Source organism: Micromonospora sp. DT43 (assembly GCF_049841645.1).
Lineage (GTDB): Bacteria > Actinomycetota > Actinomycetes > Mycobacteriales > Micromonosporaceae > Micromonospora.
Genome location: NZ_JBNCKR010000009.1, coordinates 236941 through 253087 on the forward strand (window position 1 = coordinate 236941; position 16147 = coordinate 253087).

Consider the following 16147-nt stretch of genomic DNA (forward strand, 5'->3'; position numbering starts at 1 on the left):
GCGGTCGTGCTGAGCGCCCCACGGCGGTCCGGGGTTACCGGAGCAGCCGGTCGGGCAGCGTGAGCCCGGGTCGGTCCGACCCTGGAGGGAGGCAGCGCGAGGTGTGGCACCACCGCCCACGACCTGCGCCACAACGTGGCGCCGGCTGCCTCCCAAGTTATCGTTCAGGTCCACATGCTGCTTCTCGTTCCCGCCATTTGGACGGCGGGGCACCCGCCTCAGCGGGCCAGGAAGTGCCAGCCCAGCCACCACCAGAACCCGAACAGACCGATCCTGCCCACGGGCACCCAGCCCACCTCGTAGCGCATCACGTACGCGCAGACCTCGCCCAGCGTCGGGATGCGGGAACCCTCCCGGCGGGCCAGCCACTCGACCCCGACGAACAGGACCAGCGCGGTGAGGAAACCGCCGATCGCGAGTGCCCGCATCATCGCCGCACCAGCCCCCAGAACGCGGCCAGCCAGGCGAACCAGGCCGCCGACCGGGTCAGATGATCCTCCAGCAGGGGGTCGGCCAGCCGGGAGAAGGTGGGGAAGTCGTCGCCCACCGCCAGCACGAAGGTCACACCCTCGAAGACCCCGAAGACCACCACCGGCAGCGCCCACCACGCGGCTCCCGCGCCCAGCCGGCGCGGCGCGGGGCGTCGGGGCACCCGGTTGCTCAGACCGAGCCAGATCAACACGCCGCCGGTGCCCAGCGTGTAGAGATTCGCCTCGGTGGAGAACGACGCGAACCGGCCACCGACGAGGGACAGGCAGAGGAGAACCGGGACGGAGACGGCGGGCCGGTCCCAGGCTCGGGGGGCCTCCACGGTGAGATCGTGCGGCTGCTCCATCCCGCAATTCTTCCCGTTCTCACGGAGCGCGGGAAGACCAACACTCCCCGGAGCTGACCCTGAACTTCCCGCCGGTCAACGCCGCAGGTACGCCGGGCGGCCCGCAGGCGGTCAGGCGTCGCCGGTGAGCAGGGCCTCGGTCAGCTCGCCGCGGATCGCCTCGATGACCTGCTCGGCCGTCCCCCGGCCGGTGAACCCGGCCGCGAACGTGTGGCCGCCCCCGCCCAGCGCCACCGCCACACGGCTGACGTTCACCGCGCCCTTGCTCCGCATCGACACGGCCCACTCGCCGAGGGCGGTCTGCTTCAACACGCAGCTCACGTCCGCCTCGGCGGTGCAGCGTACCGAGTCGATGAGCGCCTCCAGCACGTACGGCCGCTGGTCGTGGCGGGCCAGGTCGTCGAGGGTGGCGAAGGTCCACACCAGCCCTCGGCCGTCGGCGGCGGCCGGCTCCAGCCGAGCGCGGCCGAGCACCTCCCCGAAGAGGCGTACCGCGCCGAAGGGCCGGGTGTCGAACACTCGCCGGGAGATGTCCCCGGGCGAGATGCCGGTGGCCAGCAGTCGGGCCGCCAACTGGTGCACCGCCGGAGTGGTGGCCTCGAACCGGAACGAGCCGGTGTCCGTGGTCAGCGCCACGTACAGGCACTCGGCGATGGCCCGATCCAGTGGTACGCCCAGTCGCGCCAACAGCCGCTCGGCCACCACCGACGTGGCGGCGGCCCGCGGGTCTACCAGGTTGACCGTGCCGAAGCCCGGGTTCGAGGCGTGGTGGTCGAGCACCAGGGCGGCAGGCGCCGTCGACAACCGACCGGCCAGCTCACCGAGACGCGACTCGCTGGCCGCGTCGAAGCAGATCACCAGATCCGGAGCCGGGTCGGCCGCGCTCGCCGGGACCAGCAGCTCCAGGCCGGGCAGCCCGCGGAACGGGTCGGGCACCTCCGGCGGCCCGGGAAAGGTCGCCTGCAGCCGGTGTAGGCCGAACCGGCGCAGGCCAAGCGCGAAGCCGAGCATGCTGCCCAGCGCGTCGCCGTCCGGGTTGACGTGACAGATCAACAGCACCCGGCTGGTCGACGGGAGGGCGCGGATCAGCGCCTCCGCCGCGGCCCAGTCCGCCTCGGCCGGGCCGGCGTCGACCGCCGCGGCGAGTTGGGCACCGGCGGCGGCCGTCACCGCGCTGCCCCACCCCGGGGGTTCTCCGTGACGTCGGCGGCCACATCGGCCTCGCCGGTCTCGTCGGTCTCGTCGGTCTCGTCGTCGTCGACCCGGTACGGCTGCGCCTCGCCCGCGTACTCCGCACGGGCGGCGAGCCGCTGCACCTCCGCGTCGGCGTTGCGAGCAGCGGCGAGCAGGTCGTCGATGTGCTTGACCTGGTCCTGCACGTCGTCCAGGACGAAGGCGAGCGTCGGCGAGTGCCGCAGCCCGAGGGCCTTGCCGACAGTGCTGCGCAGCAGCCCCTTGGCGCTCTCCAGGGCCGCCGCGGTGTCCGCCTGGGCCACCGCGTCGCCGAGCACCGTGTAGAAGACCGTGGCTTCCCGCAGATCGGCGGTGATCCGGGCGTCGGTGATGGTGATCATCCCGAGCCGTGGATCCTTGATCTGGCTCCGCACCACCGACGCGACCAGCTCACGCACCCGTTCCGCGTGCCGGCGTACCTTGGCCGGATCAGACATCTCGCCACCTCCACGGCGTCCTGCTCCCGGGCGACCCGGCGACCCGGGGGTCGCCGGCCGACCGGCCAACATCTCGAACACTACCTGCGCGGCGGCACCGGTCGCCCGGCACCGCCGGCACCCTGAGTCAGTCGTCGTCCACGCCGTACAGCCGGCGCCGGACCGACAACAACTCGACCTCGGGGCGCGCGGCAACCAGGTGCTCGCACGCGTCGAGCACCTCGCGGACGTGCGCCGCCTCGGCGGCCACCACGGCCACCGCCAGCTCCGCTCGACCGTGCAGGTCGAGCGCACCCACCTCGGCGGCCGAAACCTCGAAGCGGCGCAGCGCCGCCACGATCGGCCGTACATATGATCTCTTGGCTTTGAGCGACCGGGAGTCACCCGGCAGCAGCAGGTCGAAGACCGCGGTTCCGGTAAACATCGCCCCGGACGATACCGCCAACCCACCTCGCATGATCAAGGGGTTTACGCCGGTCGGCGTAAACCCCTTGATCAGCGTGTCACTGCCGGATCAGGCGCGAGCCTTCTCCCGCATCTCGAAGGTCTCGATGACGTCGCCGACCTGGACGTTGTTGTAACCACCCAGGGTCAGACCACACTCGAAGCCCTCGCGGACCTCGGTGGCGTCGTCCTTGAACCGCTTGAGCGAGGTGATCGTGAGGTTGTCCGCCACGACCGCCCCGTCCCGCAGCAGGCGAGCCTTCGCGTTGCGTCGGATGATGCCCGACCGGACGATACAACCGGAGATGTTGCCGATCTTGGACGAGCGGAAGACGTCGCGGATCTCCGCGGTGCCCAGCTCGACCTCCTCGTACTCCGGCTTGAGCAGGCCCTTGAGCGCTGCCTCGATCTCCTCGATGGCCTGGTAGATGATCGTGTAGTACCGAATCTCCACGCCCTCGCGGTCGGCCATCTCACGGACCTTGTTCGAGGCCCGCACGTTGAAGCCGATGATCGTGACCGGCTCCGACGACGCACTCGCGAGCATGACGTTGCTCTCGGTGATCGCGCCGACGCCCCGGTCGAGGACCTTGAGCTGGACCTCCTCGGGGATGTCGAGGTTGAACAGCGCGTCCTCCAGAGCCTCCACCGAACCGGAGACATCGCCCTTGAGGATGAGGTTGAGCGAGGTCTTCTCGCCCTCCTTGAGCTGCTCCATGAGCGTCTCGAGGGTGGCCCGACCGCGGGAGTTGGCGAAGGACGCCGCCCGCCGCCGTGCCTGCCGCTGCTCGGCGATCTGCCGCACCGTACGGTCGTCCGCCGCGGCGAGGAACGTGTCGCCCGCGCCGGGCGGCGCGGTCAGACCCAGCACCATGACCGGACGCGCCGGACCGGCCTCGGTGAGCTGGTTGCCGTTCTCGTCGAGCATGGCCCGGACCCGGCCGTGCGCCCCACCGGCGACGATCGAGTCGCCCGCCCGCAGGGTGCCCTTCTGCACGAGCACCGTCGCCACCGCACCGCGACCCTTGTCCAGGTGCGCCTCGATGGCCACACCCTGCGCCGGCCCGTCGATCGGAGCGGTCAGCTCCAGCGACGCGTCGGCGGTCAGCAGGACAGCCTCGAGCAGTTCCTCGATGCCGATGCCCGGCTTCGCGGCCACGTTGACGAACATGGTGTCGCCGCCGTACTCCTCGGCGACCAGGCCGTACTCGGTCAGCTGCTGGCGGACCTTGTCCGGGTTGGCCTCCGGCTTGTCGACCTTGTTGACCGCGACCACGATCGGCACGTCGGCCGCCTTGGCGTGGTTCAACGCCTCGATGGTCTGCGGCATCACGCCGTCGTCGGCCGCGACGACCAGGATCACGACGTCCGTCACCTGGGCACCACGGGCACGCATGGCGGTGAACGCCTCGTGGCCCGGGGTGTCGATGAACGTGACCGCGCGGTCCTCGCCCTCGTGCGGGACGTGCACCTGGTAGGCACCGATGTGCTGGGTGATGCCACCCGCCTCACCAGCCACGACGTTCGCCTTACGGATGGCGTCGAGCAGCTTGGTCTTACCGTGGTCGACGTGACCCATGACGGTCACGACCGGCGCACGACTGACCAGACGCTCCGCGGCCACCTCCGCGTCGAGGTCGATGTTGAACTGCGCGAGCAGCTCGCGGTCCTCGTCCTCCGGGCTGACGATCTGCACCTCGAAGCCGAGGTGCTCACCCAGCAGCTGCAGGGTGTCGTCAGAGCAGGACTGGGTCGCGGTGACCATCTCGCCCAGGTTGAACATCTCCTGGACCAGCGAACCCGGGTTGGCGTTGATCTTGTCGGCGAAGTCCGACAGCGAGGCCCCACGGGAGAGCCGGACGACCTGACCCTGACCCCGGGGAGCACCCGAGCTCATGGTCGGAGCCGACAGGTTGTCGAACTCCTGTCTGCGCTGCTTCTTGGACTTGCGGCCACGCGTCGGCCGGCCACCCGGACGCCCGAAGGCACCCGCGGCGCCACCGCCACGGCCACGACCACCGGCACCCGGACGACCGCCGCCACCGGAGGGAGCACCCGGACGGAAACCGCCGCCGGGAGCACCGCCGCCGCCGCCGGGACCGCCACGGTAGCCACCGCCACCGCCGGCACCCGCGCCGCCACCGGGGCCGCCGCGGTAACCGCCGCCACCACCGGCGCCGCCGCCGGGACCACCACGGAAGCCACCGCCACCGCCACCGGGGCGACCTGCGCCGCCACCGGGACGACCTGCGCCACCCGGGCCGGGACGACCGGCAGCCGGACGCTGACTCGGCATGGACGCCGGGCTGGGCCGCGGCGGCATGGAGTTCGGGCTCGGCCGCGGCGGCATGCCCGCCGGGCTGTTGGGCCGGGGGCCACCCGCACCCGCGGCCGGCGGCCGCTGCTGCTGGCCACCCTGGATGCCGAACGGGTTGTTACCGGCGCCGCGCGCCGGCGGACGACCGCCCGGTCGGGCACCGGGACCCGGCGCCGGCGTGTTCGGCCGAGCGGCCGGCGAACCGGGACGGGGCGGCATCGCTGCCGGACCCGGCCGAGGACCGGGGCGGTTGCCGTCGGCCGGAGGCTCCCGGCGAACGGGGTTGTCGCGCTGCTGCTGGCGGGCGGCCTGCGCGGCCTTGACCGCGGCCTCCTGCTCAGCCTTCAGCGCGGCGGCACGCGCCTCCGCGGCCGCCACCTCGATGTCGTGGGCACTCGCCGGCTTGGCGACCGGGGCCGCCGACTGCGGCGCACCGGGCACCGGACCCTTGGGCTTCGGACCGGGTGCCGGCGCGGTCGGCCGCCGAGGCGGCATCGGCTTCGCCGAGACCCGGGGGGCACCCGGGGTCGGGGTTGGTGTCGGGGTCGGCGTCGAAGCCGCCATCGGCGCGGGCGCCGACGGGGCGGCCGGCGCCGGAGCACCGGAGGACGCGACGAATGCGTTCCTCAGCCGTCGGGCGACGGGCGCCTCGACCGTGCTGGACGCGGACTTGACGAACTCGCCCATTTCCTTGAGCTTGGCGAGAACGGTCTTACTCTCGACCCCGAGCTCTTTTGCAAGCTCGTGTACGCGGGCCTTGCCTGCCACTGCACTCCTCACTCCGAGGTCGTGCGGGCAGCACCCGCAGCGACCTCACTCGTGCACTTGAAGCCTGGTCATTTCAGGGACTTCATCGTGTGCTCATGTCGGTCGTCCTACCCTGCTAGCGACCCTCGCCCGGTCGGGCTGACCGGACGTAGTGGTTGGCGCATCGACGTGCTCTGCCAGCACACCGTGGTCGAGGACCTCGGTGATGCGCAGCGCTCGCCCGAAGGCTCGGCGCCGCACCGCCAGCGCGAAGCAGGCCGGATCCGGGTGCATGTTCGCTCCCCGACCCGGCAGCCTGCGGCGCGGATCAGGTCGGAGGCTGTGACCAGCCTCGTCCCGAACCGCGATGATCCGCAGCAATTCGCTGGCCGGCGCACGTAGCCGGCAACCCACACAGGTGCGTTCCGGCGTTGCGCGTCGTACCACTGGAAGAAGTCTACCCCTAGCTGCCCGAGATCGCTCCGCCCGGCTCCCGCACGGGCTCGGCCGCGCCCCGCGCGGCCGGTGCGGTCTGCTCCGCGTCGGACCGGATGTCGATCCGCCAACCGGTCAACCGGGCAGCGAGTCGGGCATTCTGCCCCTCGCGGCCGATGGCGAGCGAGAGCTGGAAATCCGGGACTGTCACCCGGGCGGCCCGGCCGGCCAGGTCGACCACCTCGACGCGCAGCGCCTTGGCCGGCGACAACGCGTTGCCGACGAAGGTGCCCGGGTCGTCCGACCAGTCGATGATGTCGATCTTCTCACCGTGCAGCTCGCTCATCACGGCCCGCACCCGCTGACCCATCGGGCCGATGCAGGCGCCCTTGGCGTTCACGCCGGGAGTGGTGGAGCGGACGGCGATCTTCGTACGGTGACCTGCCTCACGGGCGATCGCGCCGATCTCCACCGTGCCGTCGGCGATCTCCGGGACCTCCAGCGCGAACAGCTTCTTGACCAGCGCCGGATGCGACCGGGACAGGGTGATCTGCGGCCCGCGCATGCCCTTGGCCACGTGCACCACCACGCAGCGGATCCGCTCGCCGTGCGCGTACCGCTCGCCGGGCACCTGCTCGGACTGCGGCAGCACGCCCTCCAGCTTGCCCAGGTCGACGCTGACGATGCCCTTCTCGGTACGGGTCTCGTGCGCCTGCACCACGCCGGTGACCAGGTCACCCTCGCGGCCCACGTACTCGCCGAAGTGCACCTCGTCGGTGGCCTCCCGCAGACGCTGGAGGATCACCTGCTTGGCGGTCATGGCGGCGATCCGGCCGAAGTCGTGCGGCGTGTCGTCCCACTCGCGCACCAGGGAACCGTCGTCGTCCATCTCCTGCGCGTACACCAGGGCCGCGCCGGACTTGCGGTCGATCTCCACCCGGGCGTGCGGCTCGGCGCCGTCGGTGTGCCGGTAGGCGGTCAGCAACGCGGTCTCGATCGCCGCGAGAATCGTGTCGAACGGGATCTCCCGCTCGCGCTCGAGTGCGCGCAGCGCCGCGAGGTCGATGTTCACCTCTCCTCGTCCTCCACATCATCTTCGTCGTCGATGTCGTCTGAATCGTCGTGCTCGTCGGTGTCGTCCGCGTCGTCGAACTCGTCCGGCTCACCCAACTCGGCGAGGCGGGTGAACTCGACCTGCACCCGGCCCGGACCCAGCTGGTCGTACGTCCACAGGGTCTGACCGTCGTCGGTCTCCAGCCGGACGCCCTCGTCGTCGGCCCCGACCACCCGGCCGGTCAGCTGGCGGTCCCCGGAGGGCTGCTCGCCGCGCTGGCCGGGCAGCGCGGCCGCGCCCCGGCCGGTGACCTTGACCAACCGGCCCACGTTGCGCCGCCAGTGCCGGGGCAGGGTGAGCGGCCGGTCCACACCCGGCGAGCTGACCTCGAGCTGGTATTCCCCGGCGAGAATGTCGCCGTCGGTCTCCTCGGCGGCGTCCAGGGCGTTGGAGACCGCGCGGGACACGTCGGCGACGGCGTCCAGGTCGATCCCGCCGTCGCGGTCCACCATCACCCGCACCACGTGCCGACGGCCGGCCCGGGAGACCGACAGGTCCTCCAGGTCGTAGCCCACGCCGTTGACGACCGGCTCGATCACGGCCCGCAGGCGGGTACGCCGTGCCGCGAGATCACCGCCGCCGCCACGCGGACCGGCGCCGTCGCGCGGAGCGCGGGAGCTCGCGCCGTCGCGGGGTCGACCCGTCGACCTGGTGGCACGGCCACGCTGCGTCATCTGCGCACCCTTTCCCTGGTCGACCGGGACGCTCGTCCCGCCATGCCGGCACGCCACCGGGGCGGACGCGCCGGTGGCTGCGCAGAGCGTAACGCGCCTGCCCGTCGGCGGACCGGGCGGCGCACCGACGGCGATGGCCCCCGGACCGGCGCGGATGGTGTTCACTTGCCCGGTGGGGATCGGCAGAACGACACCGCGTGACCAACTATCCGGACATTCACGGCGAAAGCTCCTGCGCGTCGGAGCGCTGCTGGCGCTCGGCGGTGCGGCGGCGCCGCTGACCGGCTGTGATCTTTTCGACCGCGACGACGAGCCCGCGCCACCGCCGGACCCGCTGCGCCCGATGGTCGACGAGTCGCTGGGCCTGGCCGCCGCGTACCGGACGAACGCCACCGCCCACCCGGAGCTGGCCGACCGCCTCGGCCCCATCGCGGAGACACACACCGCGCACGCCACCGAGCTCGCCCGCGTCATCGGCGTCGCTCTCCCGTCCGCACCCGCCGTCGACCCGAGCGCCGCCGCGGCACCCGAGCCGGCTGCCGCGCTGGCCGCCCTGCGCGCGCGGGAGAAGACCGCACAGCGGTCCGCCACCGCCGCCTGCGCCGCGGCGCCCGCCGAGCGCGCGGCGCTGCTCGGGTCGATCGCCGCCGCGCGGGCCACTCACCAGGAGGCACTGAAGTGAGGCAGCCGACCGCTGGGGAGGCGCTCACCGCCGTCCTCTCCGCCGAGTACGCGGCCATCTACGCCTACGGGCGTATCGGCGTCCGGCTCACCGGGGCGGCGCGTGAGTCCGCACGCCAGGCGGAGGCCGCGCACCGACGTCGGCGCGACGCGCTGGTGGTGCAGCTCAGCACCACGGGAGGCACCGTTCCGCCGGGCCTGGCCGGGTACGCGCTGCCGTTTCCCGTCACCGACCGGGCGAGCGCGTTGCGGCTGGCCGTCGAGGTGGAGGAGCGCACCGCCGCGCACTGGCGGGCCGCGCTGGCGTCCACCACCGGCCCCGATCGCGACCAAGCGCTGGCCGCCCTTGTCGAGTACGCCGTGCGGGCCACCCGGTGGCGCAAGACCGCCGGGGTGACACCGCCGACTGTCGCATTTCCCGGCCGCCCGAGCTGAACAGGTCCGCCCCGGTTGCGGAGCGCATACCAGGTATGCATACTCCGTTGCCATGTCCATCCGTCACGGGCTGCTCGCCCTCCTGGAACGCGGCCAGATGTACGGCTACCAGCTGCGCGCCGCGTTCGAGGAGTCGACCGGCTCGACCTGGCCGCTGAACATCGGGCAGGTCTACACCACGCTGTCCCGTCTGGAACGGGACGGTCTGGTGCGCCCGCTGCCGGAGAGCGAGGCCGGGCAGCGCCCGTACGAGATCACCGACGCCGGCCGGGCGGACCTCGCGCTGTGGTTCGCCACCCCGATCAGCCGGGCCGACCGGCCCCGCGACGAGCTGGCGATCAAACTGGCCCTGGCGCTCACCACCCCCGGCGTGGACGTCCGCTCGGTGGTGCAGGCGCAGCGCAGCGCGACCATGCGTACGTTGCAGGAGTTGACCCGGTTGAAGTACGGCAGCGACCGCCCGGAGGACCTGCCGTGGCGGCTGGTGCTGGACTCGATGGTGTTCCAGGCCGAGGCCGAGGTGCGGTGGCTCGACCACTGCGAGAGCAGTCTGGTCCGGCATCAACCCAACGGGCCGATGCCGACCCCACCCCGGCCGCCCACCGACGGGGCCTCCGACGTCGCACGGTGGGCCGACGAGGAGGCGCGACGGTGAGCGGACCGGACGACGCGGTGCTGGAGCTGCGCGCCGTCCACCGCACCCACGGGGCCGGTGCGGCGGCGGTGCACGCGCTGCGCGGTGTCAGCCTGGTCGTCCGGCCGGGCGAGCTGGTCGCCGTGATGGGCCCGTCCGGCTCGGGTAAGTCGACCCTGCTGGCCCTCGCCGGCGGGCTGGACCGCCCGACCCGCGGCGACGTCCGGGTCGAGGGCCAACCGCTCGGGGCGTTGGATCGCCGCGGGCTGGCCCAGCTGCGCCGCCGCCGTATCGGTTACATCTTCCAGCAGCTCAACCTGCTGGGCAGCCTGAGCGCGGTGGAGAACGTGGCGCTCCCGCTGGAGCTCGACGGCGTCGGCGGCCGGCGGGCCCGTGCGGCGGCACTGGCCGCGCTGACCGAGGTGGGCCTGCCGGCGCTGGGTGACCGCTTCCCGGACCAGCTCTCCGGTGGTCAACAGCAGCGGGTGGCCATCGCCCGCGCGCTGGTCGGCGAGCGGCGGCTGGTACTCGCCGACGAACCCACCGGTGCGCTGGACTCGCAGACCGGCGAGGCCGTGCTGCACCTGCTACGCCGCCGGGTCGACGCGGGGGCCGCCGGCATTCTCGTCACCCACGAGGCGCGGCACGCGGGCTGGGCCGACCGGGTGGTGTTCCTTCGCGACGGGGTGCTTGTCGACACGACGGCTCCGCTGGGCAGCGTCGAGCAACTGCTGTCCGGAAGCGACCGTTGACCCTCCTGCGGACGTTGCGGGCGCGCGGCCGCCTGGCCGCCCCGGTGGACCGTCCGCAGGCGCCGCCCGCCCGGCCCGGCCGGCGGCGGTTCGCCGAACTGGCCGGTTCCTGGCGGGCCGCGCTGCGAATCGCCCGGCGGGAGTCGCGCCGGGCCCCCAGGCGTACGGCGCTGGTGCTCGCGATGATCGCCCTGCCGGTGCTGGTGCTGGCCTTCCTGGCCGCGAGCTACGACATGGCCGAGCTGACCCCGCAGGAGCGTGTCGACCGCCGGCTCGGCGTCGCCGACGCGGAGCTGCGGTGGATCGCCGAGACCCCGATCGTCCAGGACGAGTGGGGCGACAGCTGGTATTCCCGGGACGGCAGCCAGTCGGCGGCCGGCCGTCCGGCCACCGCCGACGAGGTGGGCGCTCTGCTCGGCCCCGGAAGCCGGGCCACCGAGATCCGCGCCGCAAGCCCGATGACGCTGCGGGGGCCGGGAGGCGACGAGACCCTCCAGGGGCGGGTTCTCGACCTCACCGACCCGCTGGCCCGGAGCCTGGTGCGGTTCCGGTCGGGGCGGGCGCCGCGGCAACCCGGCGAGGTCGCGGTGAGCCCGGCAGCGCTGCGCCGCCTGGACGTACGCCTGGGCGAGGCCGTGGCCACCGCCGACGGGACGAGGGCGTACACGGTGGTCGGGGTGGTCGAGTTCCCCGACGACCTCGGCCCGGTGGTGGCGCTGCACCCGGCGGCCGCCGGGCGGGCCGATCCGCAGGCGGACAGCCGCTGGCTGGTCGACGTGCCCGGCGTCGTCGACGCGGCGATGATGTCGCGGCTCAACGGCCGTGGGGTGCTTGTCGCGCCCCGCCAGCTACCCGCGTCGGCGCCGTCGGGGACCCGGCTCGTCTACGCCGACACCAGCGACCTGAGCACCGGGGTGCTGATCGCCGGCCTCGGGTTGCTGGAGGTCGTGCTACTCGTCGGGCCGGCGTTCGCGGTGGGGGTCCGCCGTCGACGCCGGGACCTGGCGCTTGTCGCGGTGGCCGGCGGGGATCCCGCCCAGCTGCGTCGGGTCGTGCTCGCCGACGGCGTCGTGCTGGGCGGGTTGGGGGCCGCCGTCGGCCTGCTGGTCGGTGTCGGCGCGGCGTTCGCCGGTCGTCCACTCGTGGAGCAGTACGTCTTCGGCACGCGCTTCGGCGGGTACCGCTGCTGGCCCTTGGCCCTTGTCGTGCTCGGCGGGGTCGCGGTGCTGGCCGGGGTGCTGGCCGCGCTGGTGCCGGCCTGGACGGCGGCCCGGCAGGACGTCCTCGCCGGGCTGGCCGGGCGGCGGACCCCACCACCGCCCCGGGCCCGCGCCCTGACCCTCGGGTTGACGCTTGTGGTGGGTGGGGCGGCGCTCGCGGCGTTCGGGGCCACCCGGACGTCCCCGGCGGTGATCCTGACCGGCCTGATCCTCGGTGAGCTGGGCCTGGTCTGTTGCACGCCCACGTTGATCGGCGCGCTCGCCCGGCTCGGCCGGATGCTGCCGTTGGCGCCCCGGATCGCGCTGCGTGACGCCAGCCGCAACCGGGCCGCCGCAGCGCCCGCCATCTGCGCCGTCATGGCAGCGGTGGCCAGCAGCGTCGCGCTCGGCGGATACCTGGCCAGCGGCGGGGCCCGGGACGCCCGCTCCTACCGGCCGGGGCTGCCTCCCGGCCACGTCCTGGTCGCCCCGGCCCAGTCGACCCGGCAGCCCGGCCCCACGCTGGCCCAGGTCGACGACGCCGCGCGGGCACATCTCGGCGCCACCGCGGTCGCCCTGGTACGGACGGCCGACTGCCGGTCGACCGAGGGGCCGAGCGGCTACTGCTACGTGGCGCCCGAGTTGCCCCCCGACCGGGTCTGCCCCTGGCAGCCCGGCGACGACCTGTCGGCGGCGCAGCGCCGGCAGGCCCGGGCCGATCCGCGCTGCCAGGGCCGCGACGTGGACTACTACGGGAACTACGTGGAGACGCTTGTGGACGACGGCAGCGCGCTGCCGCTGCTCACCGGCGCGGACCCGACGGTCACGGCCGATGCCGCGACGGTGCTGCGCTCCGGGGGCGTGGTGGTGACCGACCCGCGTTACCTGCACGACGGCCACGTGACGGTGCGGGTGGACGAGGCTGTGGGCGGGTCCGACGAGCCGACCATCAGCACGATCGAGCTGCCCGGGTACGCGCTGCCTGCGACGGTCGGCTCGCCGCGCCTGCTGCTGTCCCCGTCCGCCACTCGACGTCTCGCCCTGAAACCTGTCGAGATCGGTTGGGTGGTCGCCACCCCGGCGCCGCCCGGCCAGCGCCAGCAGGAGCGGTTCACCGCCGATCTGCGGGCCTTCGGGACGTTCTCCCTCAACGTGGCCCAGGGCACCGCCCCGCGCGACGTCTCACCGCTGTTGCTGCTGCTCGCCGCGGCGGCCGGTGTGATCACGGTGGGCGCGGCCGGGATCGCCACGGCGCTCGCCGCCGCGGAGGGCCGCGCCGAACTGTCCACCCTCGCGGCGGTCGGCGCGGCCCCAGCGGTACGCCGACTGCTGGCGATCTGTCAGGCTGGGGTGATCGCCGGTCTCGGTTCGGTGCTCGGCATCGTGGCCGGGCTCGGTACCGCGGCGATCGTGCTGTTCTCGGCCAACCGGGAGTACGCCACGTCCTGGCCGGTGCAGGAGCCCTTTCCGTACCTGGTGCCGTGGCCGGCGCTCGGCGTCCTGGTGCTGGTGCCGGTGGTGGCGATGCTCGGCGCGGGCCTGTTCACGCGGGCCCGGCTGCCGATCGAACGTCGCCTGGACTAGGTGCCGTTTCACGGGGGCGGACGAGCCGCCGCACACCGCGCCGCTGAGCTGCCACCGATCGTCACAACGATCACGAGTCAACGCCGCCCGGGGGTGCCGTCGGGGCACGACGGCCGGCAGACTGATCGGCGTGTCAGCGATCGCAACCCTCACCCGTCGGCTCGGCCACCACCGCTGGTTCGGGGCCGCCGCCCGCCTGCTGGTCCCCGCCGACCGGATCGTCGGCCGGCTCACCCGGGGCCGGGTGGTCGCGCTCGGTGTGCTCCCGTCCCTCGTGATCACCACGACCGGCCGCCGCTCCGGCAAGCCGCGCAGCAATCCCCTGCTCTACGTGCCCGACGCCGACGCGTACGTGGTGATCGGCTCCAACTGGGGGCAGACCCACCAGCCCGGTTGGGCGATGAACCTCCTCGCCGACCCGGCCGCCGAGGTGGACGTGAAGGGTCGCCGGTTCCCCGTGCGGGCCGAACCGGCCACCGGCGCCGAACGGGACCGGCTGTGGGAGCTTCTCGTCGCCGCGTGGCCGGCGTACCGCACGTACGTCGAGCGGGCCGGCGGTCGGGAGATCCGCATCTTCCGGCTGGTGCCGGCCGGGAGCGGACAGCCGGCCGACCCCAGGCCGGGTGGCTAGGCCGACGCCGGCGTCACAGCCCGCCCTGCACTCCGATCAGCGAACCGATCAGATAGGTGGCGCCGGCCGCGGCCGCGCCCAGCAGAAGTTGGCGCAGGCCGCTGGTCCACCAGGGGCGGTTGGTGAACCGGGCCACCACGGCGCCGGCGGCGAACAGGCCGAGCCCGCCGACGGCGAGCGCCAGCCAGAGCGCGGTGGCGCCCAGCAGGTACGGCAGCAGCGGAAACAGCGCGCCCACCGAGAAGAACAGGAACGAGGAGATCGCCGCCGCCCAGGGGCTCGGCTGGTCGTCGGGATCGACGCCCAACTCCTCGCGGACGTGCACGCGCAGCGCCTCCTCCGGGTCCCGCCGTACCGCCTCGGCGACCTGGGTGGCGAGGTCGCGGGGCAGGCCGCGGGCCACCCAGGCGTCGGCCAACTCGCGGGCCTCCGCCTCGGGGTGCCGTTCCAGCTCACGCCGCTCCTTGGCCACCTCGGCGGCGACCTGCTCGTTGGCCGAGCGCACGCTCGTGTACTCGCCGAGCCCCATCGAGATCGCACCGGCCACCAGGCCGGCGGACCCGGTCAGCACGATGCTGCGCGGTGCCACGCCACCGCCGCCGACACCGGCGATGAGGGCGATGTTGGTGACCAGCCCGTCCATCGCGCCGAAGACGGCCGGGCGCAGCCAGCCGCCGGAGACGTCCGCGTGGTGTGCCTCACGCAGAGCCGCGGGGGTGTCGGTCACGGGAGGGTCAGGATCTCGTGGCCGTCGTCGGTGACGACGATCGTGTGCTCGAACTGGGCGGTCCACTTGCGGTCCTTGGTGACCACCGTCCACCCGTCGTCCCACATGTCGTACTGGTAGGTGCCGAGGGTGATCATCGGCTCGATGGTGAACGTCATCCCCGGCTCCATGATGTCGGTGGGGCGGGGGCTGTCGTAGTGCGGCACGTAGAGGCCGCTGTGGAAGGTCTCGCCGATCCCGTGGCCGGTGAAGTCGCGGACCACGCCGTAGCCGAACCGCTTGGCGTACGACTCGATGACCCGGCCCACGACGTTGATCTGGCGGCCCGGGGCGACCGCGCGGATGCCGCGCATCATCGCCTCGTGGGTGCGTTCGACGAGCAGCCGGGCCTCCTCGCTGACCTCGCCGACGCAGAAGGTGGCGTCGGTGTCACCGTGCACACCGCCGATGAACGCGGTCACGTCGACGTTGATGATGTCGCCGTCGGTCAGGACCGTGGAGTCCGGGATGCCGTGGCAGATGACCTCGTTGACGCTTGTGCAGCAGGACTTGGGGTAGCCCCGGTAGCCGAGCGTCGACGGGTACGCGTCGTGGTCACAGAGGAACTCGTGCACCAACCGGTCGATCTCGTCGGTGGTCACGCCGGGCTTGCAGTGCTCACCGGCGAGCTGGGTCGCCTGGGCGGCCAGCCGGCTGGCGATCCGCATCTTCTCGATGGTCTCCGGTGTCTGCACGTGCGAGCCGCGCCACTGCTGCGGGCTCTTCTTACCCACGTACTCCGGGCGGGGAATGTGGGCGGGCACCTGTCGCATCGGAGAGAGCGTGCCTGGGGTCAGCGGCGGGCGGACGGTCATGCCGCAAGCCTATCGCCGGAGGCGGTGGTGACTCGTGCCACGGCCGGTCGGGGCCGGTTGTTGCCCTGCCAGGTCGGCTGTGCCATGGTGTCAGCGTGGATCAAGGGGGAGCACCACCCGTCTTCTCCGCCAGCGCGGAGATCGACGGCGAGCACCTCCACGTGGTGGTGACCGGCGAGGTCGACATGGCGACCGCCGACACGATGCTGCAGACCGCCCTGCGCGAGCCCGCCCGTCAGATCACGCTCGACCTGCGGGCGGTGACCTTCTTCGACTCGGCGGCCATCCACGCCCTGGTCCGGCTCGCCCAGGGGTTCTCGGGCACGCTCACCGTGCTGCCGTCCCGGCAGGTCCGTCGGGTGCTGGAGATCTCCGGTCTGGGCGACCAGAGCTGGCTCGACCCGGTCTGAGACC

18 protein-coding genes are annotated in these 16147 nt (G+C 73.2%); 7 read left to right on the plus strand and 11 right to left on the minus strand.

Features of this window, described 5'->3' with window-relative positions; genetic code table 11:
- Positions 1 to 218: 218 nt before the first annotated feature.
- From ACLQ26_RS22115 to rimP, 9 genes are all read right to left on the minus strand, one after another.
- The gene (locus ACLQ26_RS22115; RefSeq protein WP_363689043.1) at positions 219 to 428 is read right to left on the minus strand and encodes a DUF6186 family protein; all 210 of its coding nucleotides are present in this window, start codon (positions 426 to 428) and stop codon (positions 219 to 221) included.
- Positions 428 to 835: a hypothetical protein gene (locus tag ACLQ26_RS22120; RefSeq protein WP_358099211.1), complete on the minus strand. Its 408-nt coding sequence runs from the start codon at positions 833 to 835 to the stop codon at positions 428 to 430. Before ACLQ26_RS22120 ends, ACLQ26_RS22115 begins: the two co-directional genes overlap by 1 nt.
- A gap of 111 nt (positions 836 to 946) precedes the next feature.
- The gene (locus ACLQ26_RS22125) at positions 947 to 2005 is read right to left on the minus strand and encodes a DHH family phosphoesterase (protein WP_425746221.1); all 1059 of its coding nucleotides are present in this window, start codon (positions 2003 to 2005) and stop codon (positions 947 to 949) included.
- Positions 2002 to 2505 carry a 30S ribosome-binding factor RbfA gene (gene rbfA / locus ACLQ26_RS22130; protein ID WP_425746222.1) on the minus strand — a complete coding sequence of 168 codons (504 nt, stop codon included), beginning with the start codon at positions 2503 to 2505 and terminating at the stop codon, positions 2002 to 2004. Before rbfA ends, ACLQ26_RS22125 begins: the two co-directional genes overlap by 4 nt.
- Before the next feature lie 127 nt (positions 2506 to 2632).
- Positions 2633 to 2929, minus strand: coding sequence for a DUF503 domain-containing protein (locus tag ACLQ26_RS22135; RefSeq protein ID WP_425746223.1), 297 nt, complete (start codon positions 2927 to 2929; stop codon positions 2633 to 2635).
- A gap of 90 nt (positions 2930 to 3019) precedes the next feature.
- Positions 3020 to 6034: a translation initiation factor IF-2 gene (infB, locus tag ACLQ26_RS22140; RefSeq protein ID WP_425746224.1), complete on the minus strand. Its 3015-nt coding sequence runs from the start codon at positions 6032 to 6034 to the stop codon at positions 3020 to 3022.
- 93 nt (positions 6035 to 6127) lie between these two features.
- Entirely contained in the window at positions 6128 to 6460 is a 333-nt protein-coding gene (locus tag ACLQ26_RS22145) for a YlxR family protein (RefSeq protein WP_425746225.1), read from the minus strand.
- Between the two features lie 16 nt (positions 6461 to 6476).
- Positions 6477 to 7520, minus strand: coding sequence for a transcription termination factor NusA (gene nusA, locus ACLQ26_RS22150; protein ID WP_393294711.1), 1044 nt, complete (start codon positions 7518 to 7520; stop codon positions 6477 to 6479).
- Positions 7517 to 8236 carry a ribosome maturation factor RimP gene (gene rimP / locus ACLQ26_RS22155; RefSeq protein ID WP_425746226.1) on the minus strand — a complete coding sequence of 240 codons (720 nt, stop codon included), beginning with the start codon at positions 8234 to 8236 and terminating at the stop codon, positions 7517 to 7519. The genes nusA and rimP overlap by 4 nt, the downstream gene beginning before the upstream one ends.
- 154 nt (positions 8237 to 8390) lie before the next feature.
- Here rimP and ACLQ26_RS22160 point away from each other — a divergent pair, with 154 nt between their 5' ends.
- The 6 genes from ACLQ26_RS22160 to ACLQ26_RS22185 all read left to right on the plus strand — a co-directional run bounded on the left by ACLQ26_RS22160 (position 8391) and on the right by ACLQ26_RS22185 (position 14152).
- Positions 8391 to 8918: a hypothetical protein gene (locus ACLQ26_RS22160; protein ID WP_425746227.1), complete on the plus strand. Its 528-nt coding sequence runs from the start codon at positions 8391 to 8393 to the stop codon at positions 8916 to 8918.
- Positions 8915 to 9352: a ferritin-like domain-containing protein gene (locus tag ACLQ26_RS22165; RefSeq protein ID WP_425746228.1), complete on the plus strand. Its 438-nt coding sequence runs from the start codon at positions 8915 to 8917 to the stop codon at positions 9350 to 9352. The genes ACLQ26_RS22160 and ACLQ26_RS22165 overlap by 4 nt, the downstream gene beginning before the upstream one ends.
- Before the next feature lie 52 nt (positions 9353 to 9404).
- Positions 9405 to 10007, plus strand: a complete 603-nt coding sequence (locus ACLQ26_RS22170; protein ID WP_425746229.1) for a PadR family transcriptional regulator — start codon at positions 9405 to 9407, stop codon at positions 10005 to 10007.
- Positions 10004 to 10738, plus strand: a complete 735-nt coding sequence (locus tag ACLQ26_RS22175) for an ABC transporter ATP-binding protein (RefSeq protein ID WP_425746230.1) — start codon at positions 10004 to 10006, stop codon at positions 10736 to 10738. Before ACLQ26_RS22170 ends, ACLQ26_RS22175 begins: the two co-directional genes overlap by 4 nt.
- On the plus strand, positions 10735 to 13521 hold the full coding sequence (locus ACLQ26_RS22180; RefSeq protein WP_425746231.1) for an FtsX-like permease family protein: 2787 nt from the start codon (positions 10735 to 10737) through the stop codon (positions 13519 to 13521). The genes ACLQ26_RS22175 and ACLQ26_RS22180 overlap by 4 nt, the downstream gene beginning before the upstream one ends.
- A gap of 130 nt (positions 13522 to 13651) precedes the next feature.
- Positions 13652 to 14152: a nitroreductase family deazaflavin-dependent oxidoreductase gene (locus tag ACLQ26_RS22185; protein ID WP_425746232.1), complete on the plus strand. Its 501-nt coding sequence runs from the start codon at positions 13652 to 13654 to the stop codon at positions 14150 to 14152.
- 13 nt (positions 14153 to 14165) lie between these two features.
- Here ACLQ26_RS22185 and ACLQ26_RS22190 read toward each other — a convergent pair whose 3' ends face one another.
- A complete protein-coding gene (locus ACLQ26_RS22190) occupies positions 14166 to 14879 on the minus strand; it encodes a VIT1/CCC1 transporter family protein (protein ID WP_425746233.1) in 714 nt (237 codons plus the stop codon).
- Positions 14876 to 15733, minus strand: a complete 858-nt coding sequence (gene map / locus ACLQ26_RS22195; protein ID WP_425746234.1) for a type I methionyl aminopeptidase — start codon at positions 15731 to 15733, stop codon at positions 14876 to 14878. The genes ACLQ26_RS22190 and map overlap by 4 nt, the downstream gene beginning before the upstream one ends.
- A 95-nt stretch (positions 15734 to 15828) precedes the next feature.
- On the opposite strand from map, the gene ACLQ26_RS22200 reads away from it, so the two are divergent.
- Positions 15829 to 16143, plus strand: a complete 315-nt coding sequence (locus ACLQ26_RS22200) for an STAS domain-containing protein (protein ID WP_363688901.1) — start codon at positions 15829 to 15831, stop codon at positions 16141 to 16143.
- Positions 16144 to 16147: the final 4 nt, after the last annotated feature.